The organism is Cryobacterium sp. Y50, assembly GCF_002929805.1.
GTDB lineage: Bacteria > Actinomycetota > Actinomycetes > Actinomycetales > Microbacteriaceae > Cryobacterium.
The window spans coordinates 67,821-82,130 of record NZ_PJJM01000087.1 but is presented as its reverse complement, the minus strand read 5'-3'; the positions used below and the strand labels follow the sequence as shown (position 1 = coordinate 82,130).

14 protein-coding genes and 1 pseudogene are annotated in these 14,310 nt (G+C 58.6%); 5 read left to right on the top strand and 10 right to left on the bottom strand.

Annotated elements, in window-relative coordinates; translation table 11 throughout:
• Nucleotides 1-36: 36 nt before the first annotated feature.
• Both CXY73_RS09255 and CXY73_RS09250 read left to right on the top strand, forming a co-directional pair.
• The gene (locus CXY73_RS09255) at nucleotides 37-2,010 is read left to right on the top strand and encodes a hypothetical protein (protein WP_255411375.1); all 1,974 of its coding nucleotides are present in this window, start codon (nucleotides 37-39) and stop codon (nucleotides 2,008-2,010) included.
• Complete coding sequence (locus tag CXY73_RS09250; RefSeq protein WP_104177560.1) at nucleotides 1,997-2,722, top strand: M48 family metallopeptidase; 726 nt, start codon at nucleotides 1,997-1,999, stop codon at nucleotides 2,720-2,722. The genes CXY73_RS09255 and CXY73_RS09250 overlap by 14 nt, the downstream gene beginning before the upstream one ends.
• 87 nt (nucleotides 2,723-2,809) lie before the next feature.
• Here CXY73_RS09250 and CXY73_RS09245 read toward each other — a convergent pair whose 3' ends face one another.
• A complete protein-coding gene (locus CXY73_RS09245) occupies nucleotides 2,810-3,406 on the bottom strand; it encodes a hypothetical protein (RefSeq protein ID WP_104177559.1) in 597 nt (198 codons plus the stop codon).
• A 674-nt stretch (nucleotides 3,407-4,080) separates the two neighbouring features.
• Here CXY73_RS09245 and CXY73_RS09240 point away from each other — a divergent pair.
• Nucleotides 4,081-4,509 (top strand): prevent-host-death protein, encoded by a 429-nt coding sequence (locus tag CXY73_RS09240; protein WP_104177558.1) that lies wholly within the window; start codon nucleotides 4,081-4,083, stop codon nucleotides 4,507-4,509.
• Between the two features lie 118 nt (nucleotides 4,510-4,627).
• Here the strand turns inward: CXY73_RS09240 and trpS are convergent, their stop codons facing one another.
• Complete coding sequence (trpS, locus tag CXY73_RS09235; RefSeq protein WP_104177557.1) at nucleotides 4,628-5,650, bottom strand: tryptophan--tRNA ligase; 1,023 nt, start codon at nucleotides 5,648-5,650, stop codon at nucleotides 4,628-4,630.
• Between the two features lie 912 nt (nucleotides 5,651-6,562).
• Between trpS and CXY73_RS09230 the strand changes: the two genes are divergently transcribed.
• Nucleotides 6,563-7,093, top strand: a complete 531-nt coding sequence (locus CXY73_RS09230) for a hypothetical protein (RefSeq protein ID WP_104177556.1) — start codon at nucleotides 6,563-6,565, stop codon at nucleotides 7,091-7,093.
• Between the two features lie 1,021 nt (nucleotides 7,094-8,114).
• On the opposite strand, the gene CXY73_RS09225 is transcribed toward CXY73_RS09230, so the two are convergent.
• The 8 genes and pseudogenes from CXY73_RS09225 to CXY73_RS09185 all read right to left on the bottom strand — a co-directional run.
• Nucleotides 8,115-8,735, bottom strand: a complete 621-nt coding sequence (locus CXY73_RS09225) for a bifunctional 4-hydroxy-2-oxoglutarate aldolase/2-dehydro-3-deoxy-phosphogluconate aldolase (protein WP_104177555.1) — start codon at nucleotides 8,733-8,735, stop codon at nucleotides 8,115-8,117.
• Entirely contained in the window at nucleotides 8,732-9,457 is a 726-nt protein-coding gene (locus CXY73_RS09220; protein ID WP_104177554.1) for a creatininase family protein, read from the bottom strand. The genes CXY73_RS09225 and CXY73_RS09220 overlap by 4 nt, the downstream gene beginning before the upstream one ends.
• 8 nt (nucleotides 9,458-9,465) lie before the next feature.
• Nucleotides 9,466-10,380 carry a phosphotriesterase gene (locus CXY73_RS09215; RefSeq protein ID WP_104177553.1) on the bottom strand — a complete coding sequence of 305 codons (915 nt, stop codon included), beginning with the start codon at nucleotides 10,378-10,380 and terminating at the stop codon, nucleotides 9,466-9,468.
• Nucleotides 10,381-10,400: 20 nt separating this feature from the next.
• Nucleotides 10,401-11,693, bottom strand: a complete 1,293-nt coding sequence (locus CXY73_RS09210; protein ID WP_104177552.1) for a PTS ascorbate transporter subunit IIC — start codon at nucleotides 11,691-11,693, stop codon at nucleotides 10,401-10,403.
• Nucleotides 11,694-11,698: 5 nt separating this feature from the next.
• On the bottom strand, nucleotides 11,699-11,986 hold the full coding sequence (locus tag CXY73_RS09205; protein WP_104177551.1) for a PTS sugar transporter subunit IIB: 288 nt from the start codon (nucleotides 11,984-11,986) through the stop codon (nucleotides 11,699-11,701).
• Between the two features lie 35 nt (nucleotides 11,987-12,021).
• Nucleotides 12,022-12,462: a PTS sugar transporter subunit IIA gene (locus CXY73_RS09200; protein WP_104177550.1), complete on the bottom strand. Its 441-nt coding sequence runs from the start codon at nucleotides 12,460-12,462 to the stop codon at nucleotides 12,022-12,024.
• A 29-nt stretch (nucleotides 12,463-12,491) separates the two neighbouring features.
• Nucleotides 12,492-13,217, bottom strand: coding sequence for a GntR family transcriptional regulator (locus CXY73_RS09195; RefSeq protein WP_104177549.1), 726 nt, complete (start codon nucleotides 13,215-13,217; stop codon nucleotides 12,492-12,494).
• A 326-nt stretch (nucleotides 13,218-13,543) separates the two neighbouring features.
• A pseudogene (locus CXY73_RS09185) lies at nucleotides 13,544-13,881 on the bottom strand (integrase core domain-containing protein); the annotation flags it as partial.
• A 67-nt stretch (nucleotides 13,882-13,948) separates the two neighbouring features.
• Between CXY73_RS09185 and CXY73_RS09180 the strand changes: the two are divergent.
• Complete coding sequence (locus CXY73_RS09180; RefSeq protein ID WP_158254087.1) at nucleotides 13,949-14,254, top strand: integrase core domain-containing protein; 306 nt, start codon at nucleotides 13,949-13,951, stop codon at nucleotides 14,252-14,254.
• The last annotated feature ends 56 nt before the right edge of the window (nucleotides 14,255-14,310 follow it).

Here is a 14,310-nt window from a genome sequence, read left to right as displayed (position 1 = left end):
TGATTCCTTGCCTCATGAGCCGAGCATATTCAACACGTGTCTCGGCCATCGGCAGCGCGCCGGTGCCCTTTTTCCGGGTTCTTGAATTGTCTTTCATCGCTATTCCTAAACGTTAGGTGTTGCGACGTTGGCTGGAATACGCCGCTTCTGCCGGGCGCCATGTTTATTGGCTTCACGGGTACACCTCTGTTGAAGGCCGATAAGACCACCAGCATCGAGACGTTTGGGAGCTTCATCCACACGTATAAGTTCGATGAGGCGGTGGCCGACGGTGTTGTGCTCGACCTTCGCTATGAGGCCCGCAACATTGATCAGGCGCTCACCAGCCACGCTCAGGTTGACCAGTGGTTTGATGTCAAGACTCAGGGTATGACTGACCTCACCAAGGCGGAGCTCAAAAAGCGGTGGGGCACCATGCAGAAGGTTGTCAGTGCCGAGCCGCGCTCAAAGCGGATTGTTCAGGACGTCTTGCTCGACATGGAACTTCGCCCCCGGCTCATGGATGCGCGCGGTAACGCCATGCTGGTCGGCTCCAGCATCTATCAGGCGTGCAAGTTTTACGAGATGTTTGTTCAGGCGGGTTTCAAGGGCAAGGTGGCCATCGTCACCAGCTATGTGCCGTCGGCCAGCGACATCGCCAAGGAAGACGGCGGTCATGGTGCTACCGAGAATCTGCACCAGTACGAGATTTACCGGCAGATGCTTGCCGATTACTTCGACGAACCGGCCGACAAGGCAGTGCTTCGTGTTGAAGAGTTTGAGAAAGACGTCAAGCGTCGCTTCAAAGAGGAACCGGGCCAGATGCGGCTTCTCATCGTCGTAGACAAGCTGCTGACCGGGTTTGATGCGCCGTCCGCCACGTATCTCTACATCGACAAGAAGATGCGTGATCACGGACTCTTTCAGGCCATTTGTCGGGTCAACCGTCTCGATGGCGATGATAAGGAATACGGCTACATCGTCGACTACCAGGACCTCTTCAACTCTCTCGAAGGGGCCATTACGGACTACACGTCGGGGGCGCTCGACGGCTATGAGAAGAAGGACATCGAAGGGCTGCTGAAGAACCGGACGGTTCAGGAGCGCAAGGATCTCGATGAGGCGCTGGAGCGCATCCGGGCGTTGTGTGAGCCCGTCGCGCCGCCGAAGGAGACCCTGCAATATCAGCACTACTTCTGCGCGAAGAATGCAGGTGACCCTGATCAGCTCAAGAAGAATGAGCCTAAGCGCGTTGAACTGTATAAGTCGGTGAGCAGCCTCGTTCGGGCTTTTGGAGTTATCGCCAATGACTTGGTAGCCGCCGGCTATACGGATCATCAGGCGGCCTCCATCAAGAAGGAGGTCACTCATTATGTTGCTGTGCGCGACGAAGTGAAACTTGGTGCCGGCGAAAACGTCGACTTCAAACAGTTCGAAGCGGGCATGCGCTTCTTGCTGGACACTTACATTCAGGCCGGCAACTCCGAAGTCGTGGCGAACTTTGAGGACGTCGGGCTGGTCGAGCTCATCGTCAATCAGGGTATGGCTGCCCTTGACGTGTTGCCTCCCGGCATCAAGAAAAACAAGGATGCTGCTGCCGAGACCATCGTGAATAACGTGCGGAAGACGATCGTAGACGAGCACGCCATGAACCCGAAGTACTACGAAACGATGTCGTCATTGCTCGACGCGTTGATTGAGCAGCGGCGTGAGCAAGCCATCGAATACAAGGAATACCTTGAAGGGCTGATTGCTTTGGCGACTAAGGTCGGCACGAAGGAATCGGACACGGTGTACCCGGAGTGGGCGAAGAACGGTGCGCAGAAGGCACTCGTCGACTTCGGTTGGGCGGATACCACGACGGTCATTCAGCTCGATGCTGCGATCAATGTTTCCAAGCCTCATGACTGGGTTGGCAACAAGATGAAGGAAAAAGTTGTCGCCATCGCGATCAGGAAAGTTATCCCGACGGACTTTGATCGCTTTGACGAACTCTTCGATCTGGTGAGAGCTCGCGATGAGTACCGGTAGCGACTACCTGACTGTCGCCGGGATCAACGTCGACGTCGTCTACAAGAAGATCAAGAACATGCACATCTCGGTTTACCCGCCGATGGGCCGGGTTCGGGTGGCTGCGCCGGAGCGTCTCGATGAGGACGCCATCCGTTTGGCAGTTGTGCAGCGTCTGCCCTGGATCAAGAAGCAGCGGGAGCAGCTTCAATCCGCCGAGCGCCAGTCCGAACGGGAGATGCTCACGGGGGAATCTCACTACGTCTGGGGCCAACGGTTGCGGCTCGCACTGGTGGAGACCACCGGACGCCCGCACGTCGATATTGCAGGGTCCAAGCTCCGGCTCACCGTGCGCGCGGGGGCCGACGAGGCTGAACGCCGAAAGCTTCTCGAGTCCTGGTATCGCAAGCAGATTAAGGCAGCCATACCGCCTCTGATCGAGAAATGGGAAACCATAATTGGTCGTGAAGTGAGTAACTGGATTGTCCGTCGCATGAAGACAAAATGGGGCACCTGCAATCCGGACACGGCCCGACTCTGGTTCAACATCGAGCTGGCGAAGAAAGCGCCGGGGTGCCTCGAGTACATCGTGGTACACGAGATGACCCACTTACTCGAACGCACCCACAACGATCGTTTTGTTGACTTGATGGACAAGAACCTGCCCAACTGGCGCGCGCTCCGCGACGAACTCAACGGGGCACCACTGGCGGACGAAGACTGGTTGACCTAAGGGTCGGAGAGACTGGACGGGTTATCCGTGACCTCACAGCCAGTGTGTGCAGGTCCAGAGCATCAGATGCGCGCTGCTGGCGATTCTTCAGCCTCTCACTCGGGAGATGAGGAGTTCGGCCATTCGTGCCTCGGTGATGCCCCACGACCTGAGGGTGCTGTGCAGGAGTCGTTCCATTCGCTCGGGGAGCCGTTTGTCGCGGAGGAGTCGTGACGTTTCAATGAGGCCGAACGCAGCGGAGACGAGCTGAACGGAATGCTCGTGGAGCCCAGCGTGCATGGTCGGGTCGACAAGATCGGATTGACCGGTTGCAGACAGCGACTCACGGAGCCATTTCTCGGTCAGGTAAACCCAGATCTGCAGCGGCCTGGCACCTGGAGTTTCCGGCTGGGTGGCCTCGCGAAGTATTCGCAAGGCGGCCATGGCAACCACATCAGTCGATGCGGATATGGCCAGTTTTCGGAAATAGAAGACGAGATCGGGAAGACCCTTCATATTGGGCCGGACCTCGTAGACAAACGGAATTCCAGCAATGGCCTCCTCGAGGAATCTCGTTATGACTGCGTCGAGCGTGTGGCTCGGCCCAATCGGAAATCCGGAGTTGGCGGGTAATTCGTCGAGGATGTCCTGCGCGCTGGTTTTGAGAATGCCCCGCGCGTAAAAAACGTGGGCAACGGCCGTCATCGAGTCCGAGTGAATCGCCTGCTCGTGCCAATCCCAATGTTCTGGGGCATTCGTTGGGTCCGCACTTCCACTCCCTGTCGGGGTTGTCGGATGAAACATGGGTACCACCGCCTTCGGAACTGGTCAGTCCAGTCCTCAACGAATACCCTGCGGCGGGTTTTCGGTGACAACGGAATGTTCGACAGATTGATCCACCAGATCGGCCTTTTGTGCTAATTCCTGGAGTGCCAGTTGCGCCCATCAACGCAGCTTGCGGACGGACCGGGGCGTGGTCACTGATCGACGCGCTGCCCACTTCAACGCGGCGGAACCTCGAAGCGTATACGACCGTATAGCATACGGAATTTACGGGAATCAGCCCCATTTCCGCTGCTGCATCGGGAATGGAGACTCGGTTTGCGCGTCCGAGTGAGCAGGCTGGTGCTGACTGCGATCTTGCAATCAGGTGCGGGGCAGGGTTGTCACGCCATGGATGGTTGAGGGAGCCGCCGGCCGTGGCTTCATGACTGCGACCGTGATGGCCTCGACTTTTCAAGCAGGATTGGAGCACAGCGGCCGCGTCCTAGGTGGAGTGGGGCGCGAGGTCAGCCCCGGTCGACGGTTGAACTCGGCGGTGCAAGCGGTACCGTGAATCTGACGCCCATATGGGCGACCAGACCGAATGAGAGATTCCAATGCCCCTTGTCCCCGATTACGGCACCTTCACGGAGGTGCGCACACACCTACACCTCAAGGAGGTGCTGGACGCGTCCGCTCGTGGCCAGACGGTGACGATGCAACGCGGCGGACTCGTTTCCGTGGTCATGTCGGCGGAGTTGCTCCGAACACATCTTTTTCGTGTCGTCTCGCCGCGGTTACGTGTCAGCAGGGATGACAGCGACCGCACAACGGCACTGATGGAGGGCCGTCCTTTCGTGTCCGAGGGCATTGACGCGGACGGGGCCCTCGCGGACCTTGTGCTTTCTCTTCGGGAGTATGCCAACGATTGGGAGGACCGTTTGGGGTTCGCGTCAAATCATTCCGGCAACTGGGGTCTTATTCAGCTCATCACGTTATCCACGGATGAGCAGCTTGTCGAATGGCTTGAGCGCGGCGGCGAGTAACGTCTTGGGGAACTGCGAGAAGGACGAACGCTTTCTTTCTGCGGGACGGAGAGGGCGGCGACCCGCAGAAAGAATGCAGCAGGAAATTCGGGATGGTTCACGGGCCCGCATGGGGAAATCAGTAGCGGGTGCCCATGACGGTTCTCACTTCGTCCAGCGTCGTTGCAGCAATACTGTTGGCACGATCATTGCCGCGTCGAAGCACCTCGGCAGCCAGCCCCGAATCCTGCGCGAGTTCGGCACGTCGCGCTCGAAGTGGAGCAAGAAAGCTATTGACAGCATCGGTGGTTAGGCGCTTCAGGTCACCGCTGCCTTGGCCTCCGATCTGCGCTGCGATCTCCTCCGGCTGTTTGCCGAAGCAGAGCGCAGCCGTCGACAGGAGTGCTGAGACCCCGCGTCTAGTCTGCGGATCAAAAGAGATCAGACGGTCACTGTCGGTGATAGTTTTCCGGATGGCTGCCGCGGTTTCATCCTCGGTCATAGACAGGGCGATCGCGTTTCCGTAGCTTTTGGACATCTTGCGACCGTCCAGCCCGGGGATCTCTGGCGACGCTGTGATCAGTGCGTCGGGTACCGGGAAAACATCTCCATAGCGCTCGTTGAATCTGCGCGCGATCACACGTGTCATCTCCACATGGGGCAGGTTGTCTTTTCCGACAGGGACGAGGTTCCCCTTGCAGAACAGGATGTCAGCGGCCTGGTGCACGGGGTATGTCAGAAGAAGACCACTCAGGGCTCGATTCGAGGAGGCAAGTTCCGACTTCACGGTCGGATTTCGACGTAGCTCGGCGTCCGTCACGAGACTCAGAAACGGGATGATCAACTGGTTCAGGGCCGGCACTGACGAATGCGTAAAAATCGTCGTTGCTTCCGGATCTAGGCCCGCAGCGAGGTAGTCGAGGACGGCGCTGTAGACGTTCTGTTGAACGTTCGCCATTGTGTCCCGGTCGGTGATGACCTGATAGTCAGCCAAGACCAGAAACGTTTCGACCCCGGCCTGTTGAAGCCTGACTCGTTCAATGATGGTGCCGAAATAGTGGCCGAGGTGAAGCAGGCCGGTTGGTCGCTCGCCGGTGAGCACGCGATAATGCTCCGGATGGGCGTCAATGTCTCGGGCGATGATAGCCGAACGCTCGGCCATGGTCGTAAGGGATTCCACTTTGCACTCCTTAAAATAGGAGGGCTGTACGAAGTCCTGACCTGAGGTTCACGGGCGGCGTACAGCCCGTGAACATGGTTCAACCGGCTGCTAGCGCAGCCACCACCACCATGAGGAACGGTTGAGAGTCATTCCAGGAGCATAGCCGAGTGGCAACGGCAAGGATTACCCAGTTCACGCGTTCCGAATAAGCCACAACGTTGGACATGACGTTGGTGGAGTTTGTCACTCTTCCCAATCTCGGCCGGAACATGCTCTCGAGAGTTACTCACGGCCTCTGCGGTGACTGTCATCGGCGAAGTAGCCGAAGAACGCGTTGTTGAGGAGGATTCTGTAGTTGCTTTCGTTGCTGTAACTCAGGCAGAGCACGACGAATCCAGTAGGGCCGTGCGCACAACCGGCACGCTCGCACGGGAGTTGTGTGACTGCTTGACGGCCACACCCGAGGAATCGACTCCGATTCCGGTGTCGCGTGAATTTTCGCTTCCGTGAGTGCCCGGGCACGGTGACGCGATTGGTGCGATTGGTGCGACTGAGCACCAGGGCCGGCGTGGTTCAGCACCACTTCGATTGGCTACACCGGCAGTAATACAGTCTGGATTGAGCAGCGCTGCGACAGTTGGCGTGAGCGGGCCTCACCTGAACGCGGGTCGGTCTGCAAGGGTGTTCGTTAGCTTCCGGACGTTCGCGCCTCTCGGACCATGAAGCTGCGGTCCAGCGATTGATGCGTCGGCCCAGACTCGAGTCCTCATCACGCGCTGCAATTCATGCCGCTGCCCCGCAGCGTGGCGATCGTGATCCCGAATTCACCCGACAGGTCCCGACGGGGTGTCGGTGGGAGGTGCCATGCTGGCCATGGCGGCGGGATACCGCTCCGAATGCCGAGGAGGGCACATGACCAGAGAGACCACCAACCCGAAAGACGAATCCGAAACCGACGAACTAACCCAATGGGACCCAGCGAGTGACGCCGACGGGTACACCTTGGATGACGTTCGCCCCAAGGACTGGTTCCTCGACACGGTGCTCAACTTCGTGCACGGATTCAACGATGAGACTCCGGGCGGCTTCGTCGGACTGACCGTGACGAGCAACGGGGTGTTGGTGTCCGGCCTCGCGATCAGCCGTGCCGAGTGGATCACCGTGATGGTCGAGCTGTACAAGCAGGCCGGCGCGGACGAGACGGCAGATCACGTCAGGACGCTGTTCACACAGGCACATGATGGAGTGCTGGATCAGGCGAAGGCGCGCGACGAAGCTGATCTGCCTTCTCTCGCTCGCGGATTCCTTCACATGAAGGACGTTCGTATCGGTGTTGGCAACGTGACCACTCAGGTGCCGCTGTGGCGTGGGTCGCTCGCAGATATCAGTGGGTGGTCTCTCGGGTCGTGGAATCCCAAGCAGGACGAAGACGGTGACGAGTAGCGCGCCTCGGAGCGGGCGGACTGGGGGTTCGGGAAGATGAGCCCTATGGGTCTATTCCGCAGCAGTCCATCCCCGCCAAGCGAACGGCGCAGGCGCGTGGCGCTGCTGAACGCCGAGGCGGACATACAGCGCGAAGTAGCTGCAGAGCGAGCACGGTCCCGCCCATTCGTTGCCGCGCACCTGCTTGCCACCGCCGGTGACAATGCAGATCGCATCACTACTAAGGCTCAGTTCGCAGCCCTCTGCGGCGTCGCACCGATATAAGCATCCTCCGGAACATGGCAGCGACTCCGTCTCTCGCGCGGTGGTGACCGGCAAGCCAACGCAGCCCCGCACCGCATCGTGCTGCTTCGCAAATGCCACAAGGAACCCCGCACAATGGCTTTTATCGCTCGAGGAACCGATGAAGGCCTTTCCGACCGCGACATCGTCCGTCGCCGCAAACGCAACGTCGCCAACGAAATATTCGCATTGCTCACCCAGAATCCCAACTTCGCGCTGCCCATCAGACCCCTACCCGCGACTACGCCGACTCGAGAGAGGACAACGAGCTGTCGTGGATCTGGAAGTCGCCTTCAGCGCATGGCTCGACGACCCAACTCGACACCCCAAGGCGGCACAAAAAGTTGTTTGACAACAATAGGAGCATCCACTCAGCGAGACGTGACCCTAGTAGGTCGGATACCACGTCTCACAACCCGAGGGCGGCGAGACACATTGACGAGACAGATCGCCCATGCACGATTGTGGAGAGCGCGGCAGAACGCCTTCCGTCCGGTGACCGGGATCGGGGCATCATTGTCCAGGGGCGACAGATCAGTCGGCGTGTCTCGAAACGCGTGTTTTTACTGGCATTACCATTCTTGTAAGCAAGGACGGTTGCCAGACATTAGGAGGCGTCGATGGGAAGCTGAAAGCGTCGAAGCAAGCAAGGAACTGTCAATTTAGCGTGTACCCCACTGGGCATTTCAATCGAACGACCTCGGGAAAAACAGACAACAACACTGCGAAACACCGCCACTTATCGTTGCGCATCAAGGGCTAGCTCTCGTAGGACGAACTGAATCTGTTCGCGTGACGGAGGTGCCTCGCCGAACAGCGATGAGCCGAGCCCGACATAGTCGACCCCGTGAGATAATATCTCGCCCATGTTCGCGATGGAGACACCGCCGACGCCCATGATTGGTACGTCGCCGAGCGGCGCACGAACGTCCTTGATGTAGCTCGCAGGGAGCTGCCCGATCGGGAACACCTTCACGATATCCGCCTTGTTTCGGACGGCCGTGTAAATCTCGCTTGGAGTGTAAGCGCCAGGAACGACGAGCAAGCCCGCCGCATGGCACAGGTCGACGACGCTCCGGTCGAGGACAATGGGCGACAATACGAACCGGCAACCCAGATCGATGGCCGCCTGAGCGTCCGCGACGTCGAGCACGGTGCCGGCCCCGATCGCGAGCTGCGGATGCTCTCCTGCATAGCGTTCAATGTCACTAAAGTTGGCGCTGTTACGCGTGATCTCCACCGCGATGCCCAAGCGTTCGTCTGCGATCGTTTGTACTACGGCGTCCGCGAGTTCGACGGCCACGTCGCGCAGAATCACCGTGGCGCGTGGGTAGGTTGCCACGGTTAGTTGCGAAGTCATCGCCGCGCCCCGTTGATGATCTGAACAGCATCTTCAACGAATCGATCAAGCATGACCCTCCCCTTCGCGGCAGTGGCTAGGGTGGCGTCTCCGAACACACCGCTCTTGCTGATGTTTCCGAGCTGTTCAGCCCCGTACTCGTACGCATCGGATGCGTCTGGATATTCCCGCACGGCTTTTGTCATATCGACGAGGTCTGGGTGCGAGGCGAGCATGAGGGATGTCTCGAATTCGCAGGCGTGGATCATGCCGTGCCAGGTGCCGGACTCGCAGTTGCTGCGTCGCACGTCGTCGAGGTCGGGATAGAAGAGTCGCACGACGGGAAATGTGGAGTGCGCCGCGTACTCTCGAACCACGAACTTCATGGATGTCTTGTTCGAGTCATGGCCATCGACGAGCACAAGCATCCCGAACCCACTGCGCTCTGCGCTCTCGATAACATCGGCGAGCAGCGCCTCAAGGGTGCGGTGGCCCACGGTGATGGTGCCAGGAAGGTCCTGCCACACCCAGGAGTACCCGAACGGGATGGATGGCAGGATTACGCCATCAACCCGTTCGGCGATGCGCATCGCATACGCCTCGGCAAGTTGGATGTCGGTGCCGAGCGGCAAGTGGTGGCCGTGCTGTTCGGTTGCGCCGAGCGGCAAGATCGCGATGGGTGTGCTGGAAAGTCGAGCCTCGACCTCGTCACGTGTCATATCTGCAAGCAGGTACTTTGTCACGATAACTCCTAGAACTTCCCTAGCCATGCGGCCGGATTCTCGTGGAAGATCTTGTGGACGATATCTTCTGGGATGCCCTCTTCGATGAGTCGCGGGACGAAGATCTGTTTGATGAAGCGGAACCCGGGGCCACCGCCGTAGCCTTCGAGATAGCTTTTTCGGCCCATGTCGCCGGAGATCACGAGCTTGTCCGCAAAGCCGTGGTCGATGACGTTCCGTACCAGGTCGACACGCACGCTGTCTGGGTAGTACTTCACTTTCCCGGGTCCGTCGAACTCGATATAGGCACCCCGCTCCAGCATTTGGAGGTGGTATCGAGGGTCAGCGTTTCGGTCGGAGTGGCCAACGACGACGGTCTCGAGACCAACGCCCTCCCCCTCAATGATGTCGAGCATTTCCATACCCATGGTCCCCGCCTCTGTGTGCAGCCAGATGGGGGCACCCGTCTCCAATGATGCTCGCGCAAGCGCAATCGTCGTCTTCCGTTCCAGCGGGTGTACGAGGTTGTACCAGGACCCGCCCTTGATGAGACCGGCCTTGGCGTCTGAACCATCCATGCCAACGGTAATGTCCTTCACCATGCGCTCGACAAGGAAGTCGATCGGCACGACCTGCACCCAGTCTGGGTAGTAGACGTGCTTGTTAAAGCCCGTGAGTCCGAGCACGTTGACACCTGAGTCAATCGCAAGCTGCTTCAGCATCCGGCCGTCACGGCCGTAGTCGAGTGGTGACCCGTCTACGACCGTTCCGCCGCCCACCGATTTGAAGAGTTTGAGCTCATACAGCGAAGCCTCATAACTAGTGAGCTCGAGATCGCGGTCCTGCTGCGAGGCTGGTGGGCTGCACCACAGGTGCTCGTGCGGGTATGTAAAGCCGAGCTTCTCCGGCTCGATGTCGCCCAGAACTGTGCGGATCTTTCCCATGATGTTCTCTCTTTCTTGTATCAGACGCCGAAGAGCAGGCCGACGGCTCGCATGAGTGCGACGACGAGTATCGCGTCTGGCGACGCGAACCACAGCCCGACAATGCCGTAGTCGCCGAGCCCGATCAGCGGGTATGCGAGTGCAACGATGAATTGGAATAGGAAACCGAGTAGGAACCCGGCAATGATGGCGCCCCTGCGCCCGCCGTAGGCATTACCGAAGACACCGGCCGCTGCTCCCATGAAGAACAGGCCGATGACTGACGGCAACACGACGACCGACAAAAAGCCCGAGACGACTGTGGCGAGCGTTCCGCCGATGAGGGCCATCAGGAATCCGATTGTCGTCGCGTTGGGCGCGAATGAGTAGAAGACCGGGATGTCAAGCGCGGGTTTGGCTCCGGGCACGATCTTTTCGCTGAAACCCTTGAAGGCCGGAACGAGCTCGCCGAGGAACATGCGTACGCCCTGCAACAGGATGAGGATGCCGACAACGAAGGTCAGCGCCTGTGTCAGCACCATGATTGCTACCGGTTTGCCACCGCTGACCTCGGTGAGCACGCCTGGGCTCGTGAACGCGGCCGTGACAGCGAATACAATGACCATGACCATGCTCATGAGCACCGACATTTCCTTCAGAAAGTCCCACTTCTCGCTGATCTGGATATCTTCTGTGGTTTTCAGCGGCCTCTGAACTCTTGTTCGCCCTCCGGGCATGTTGCCCAGCTTTCCACCGATCCAACCACTGAGCCAGATGAGTGATGAGCCGTAGAATCCCAAAGCCACGTTGTCGTTGCCCGTTACCTTTCGCACAAATGGTTGTGCAAGTGCGGGGAACACCACCGAAGCGAGGCCTTGGATGACTGAGCCGATACCAATGGCGAGCCAACCAGATACGCCCATCTGGTCCAAGGTGATAGCGATCGTCGCTGCCATGGAGAACATCATGTGGCCGGTAAGGAAGATGTACTTCAGTGGCGTGACTCTGGCCAGCAGCACGTTGATGAGAAAGCCGAACACGAGAATGAGCGATGTCTCGAAGCCGAGCACCGTCTGAACGGCCGCCGCAATGGCGTTGTCTTCGGCGACGACCCCATCGAGGCCAAAGGCGTCCTGAAACATTGTACTGAACACCAAGAGGCTCGCCACGATTATTCCCGCGCCTGCTTGCAGGATCATGAAGCCGAGAACCGTCTTTAGCGTGCCCTTGACGACGGCCGATGCCGACTTGCGCAGCGCTATCAATCCGACGAGTGCGATAAAGCCGATGATGAACGCAGGTGTCGATAGAAAGCTGGTGATGAAATCAAGCATGCTCGCTAACCCTTTTCTGATCCGGTCGACTTGATGAGCTCGAGCAGCTTGGCCTCGATCTCGGCCTTGTCGAGGATGTTCTTGATTCCGACCACGGGGACCGTGATGCCATCGAGCGACTTGACGATCTCGTTCGATCCAAAGATCGCGTCACAGTTTTGGCCGTGGACGCTTGAGATGTCGAGTGCCTCGCCCTCGATAGCGATTCCGTGCTTCGCACCAATGGATTGAAGCTCCATGAGCAGCATCAGGCTGGTGCCGAAGCCCATGCCGCAGGTCGTAATGATCTTCATTGTTCATTCCTCCAGGTTGTGATGAGCTTCATTGTTCAGTTCTGCAAGTCGGTGAAGAGCGCGGTGACTGCAGCGGTGTCCTCGGTAGTGAGAAGCGTGTTGACTGCCTCAGGATCCATCAGCACTCGCGACAGGCGCTTCAGCAGATCGATGTGCGAATGGTTATCGCTGCCGACGAGCGGGATCACGAGACGAACGGGGTCGTTCTCTGGGTGACCGAACTCGACCGGCTGCGCCAAACGAAGCACAGCGAGGCCATCGCGAATCGCGCCGGCCTCGGGGCGAGCATGTGGCATCGCAATACCGGGTACCAGCACGATGTACGGGCCGAGGTCGCGGAACGCGTCGATCATCGCCTCCGAATAGCGGGGTTCCGCAATACCGTCATTAACGAGCAGCTGCCCCGCCGCACGGATGGCATCATCCGGCGTCAGCGAGCCATCATCGAGGCTGACACGTACATTACTGAGGTGCATGGTTGTCCTAACCTGTCCTTGCCTGTTCTCTACCTACGCTTCCGTAGCGCTCCTGCGAGCGTCGCGTGGTACTTGTACTTGTCGCCCCGGGCGGCCATATCGACGACCTCAAACGGCACGTTGCCCCGAAGTAGTGTCACCCGTCGCACGTTCAGTAATGCCGACCCCTCCGGCACCTCCAGCAGTGAGGCTTCGGTTGCAGTCGCTTCACGGGCGCCTATCGTTTCCTCACCACCAGCGAGCGATAGTCCGTAGCGGTCGGTGAGTTCGTCGTAAAGCGATTCAGCAGGCAGACCGCGTTCGACGAGGTCTGGCACATACCGCTCCCGCAGGGTGTTCACAATCAACGCGATAGGCGCGCCCTTTACCAACTGCAGTCGTGAGATCACCACGACAAGTTCATCAGCGCTCAGTCGAAGTTCTTGCGCGATACGACGTGATGGTTTGTCGCGCCCAATGCTGAGTAGTCGACTCGAGGACTCGACGCCGCGACGTGCCATCTCCGCTTTCCAGCTATATACCCGGCCGACGTCTTGAGCCTCTGGATGATCGCGGATGGTCGTACCGCGTCCCTGTCGCTTCTCGAGCACGCCACTCTGAACGAGGTTCTCAATCGCGCGACGAACTGTGGCACGACTCACGCTGAATTCATGCTCTAGCTCTGGCTCAGGGGGGAGCATCTCACCGATCTGCATCCGGTTGATTCGGTCGAGGAGCGACTCCTGCACCTTGCGGTAAAGCGGCGTCTGTGCCATGCGTCCCTCGATCTAAACAAACGTATCTTTGATGCTTTTTAAGGTAACTCATACGTATGTTTAATGTCAATCAATCGCGTTAACTAATAAAACCTCCGCGGTAGCTGTATTCAAGGCCTAACGTGAAAACCTCCGAATCTTGTGGTCGTGTTTTGAAGTTCTTGGTTGGCGGCACCGGCTGGGTTTATGTCGTGGATTTCGTGGCATGTTGTTGTCGGCGGTAGCGCGTCGCTCTGCTCCAGCCGATAAGTCGGGCTGCTTGCCCCGCTGTCTTTCCTGAGGCTCGCGACTGCGGAGTTTTCAAGGCGGATGAGGCCAGTGGGAGTTTAGGCGGCTAGTTCGAGGCGGTCATTCTTGGTGGGTTTGTCGGCTGGTTTGTTGATCCAGGCCGTCTCGGGAATGGACAGGATCTTTGGTGCCTGGGTTGTGCTGAATCGCTCTGGGAAGCGCGCGCGGCGTCCAGCGTCGCTGCTCGTTCGATGGCTTTCGCTGCTGCGAGGCCGTAGTGAACGTCGGCGGGGGTGTTGAGTCCGATTCCGGAGTGGCGATGTTCGTGGTTGTAGCCGTCGACGAAAGCGGCCATGAACGTCTTCGCGTCGGTGAGGGAGCCGAAGCGTTCGGGGAAAGTCGGAGCGAATTTGAGGGTCTTGAACCACGCCTCGCTATTATGCCGAATTCGGGATAACAGATTATGCCGAATTCGGGATAACAGCGAAGCGCACTTAAAGACTTTGAAGTATCGGACCGAGTTTCCCGACGAGTTCGAAAGCCTCGCCGTTGTGCGCTCATTCTGCACCGATTTCTACGGCTGGTACAATCACGAACATCGCCATTCGGGTATCGGGATGCACACCCCGTTCAACCTGCACCACGGCCGCGCACCCGCCATCCACCACGCCCGTGGCTGTATTCTCACAATCGCTTACGACTCGCACCCGGAACGCTTCGTCCTGTACCACCCGCTGCCCCCAACGTTCCCGACAGCGTCCTGGATCAACGGACCCGAGAAAGAAGGAATGAACTCAATGACCGGCTAAAGAAACTGACTCATATACGTTGACATCTTCCGCTCCGCTCTTGTGTTGGCGGCGGT

Bases quoted from the DNA above. Each gene is read 5' to 3' on its own strand.
- CXY73_RS09215 (WP_104177553.1), bottom strand. From the start codon at position 10,380: ATGGGAAAGATCCGCACAGTTCTGGGCGACATCGAGCCGGAGAAGCTC.
- CXY73_RS09205 (WP_104177551.1), bottom strand. From the start codon at position 11,986: ATGAAGATCATTACGACCTGCGGCATGGGCTTCGGCACCAGCCTGATG.
- CXY73_RS09210 (WP_104177552.1), bottom strand. From the start codon at position 11,693: ATGCTTGATTTCATCACCAGCTTTCTATCGACACCTGCGTTCATCATC.
- CXY73_RS09230 (WP_104177556.1), top strand. From the start codon at position 6,563: ATGACCAGAGAGACCACCAACCCGAAAGACGAATCCGAAACCGACGAA.
- CXY73_RS09245 (WP_104177559.1), bottom strand. From the start codon at position 3,406: ATGACGGCCGTTGCCCACGTTTTTTACGCGCGGGGCATTCTCAAAACC.
- CXY73_RS09225 (WP_104177555.1), bottom strand. From the start codon at position 8,735: ATGACTTCGCAACTAACCGTGGCAACCTACCCACGCGCCACGGTGATT.
- CXY73_RS09200 (WP_104177550.1), bottom strand. From the start codon at position 12,462: ATGCACCTCAGTAATGTACGTGTCAGCCTCGATGATGGCTCGCTGACG.
- CXY73_RS09250 (WP_104177560.1), top strand. From the start codon at position 1,997: ATGAGTACCGGTAGCGACTACCTGACTGTCGCCGGGATCAACGTCGAC.
- trpS (WP_104177557.1), bottom strand. From the start codon at position 5,650: ATGGCCGAGCGTTCGGCTATCATCGCCCGAGACATTGACGCCCATCCG.
- CXY73_RS09195 (WP_104177549.1), bottom strand. From the start codon at position 13,217: ATGGCACAGACGCCGCTTTACCGCAAGGTGCAGGAGTCGCTCCTCGAC.
- CXY73_RS09240 (WP_104177558.1), top strand. From the start codon at position 4,081: ATGCCCCTTGTCCCCGATTACGGCACCTTCACGGAGGTGCGCACACAC.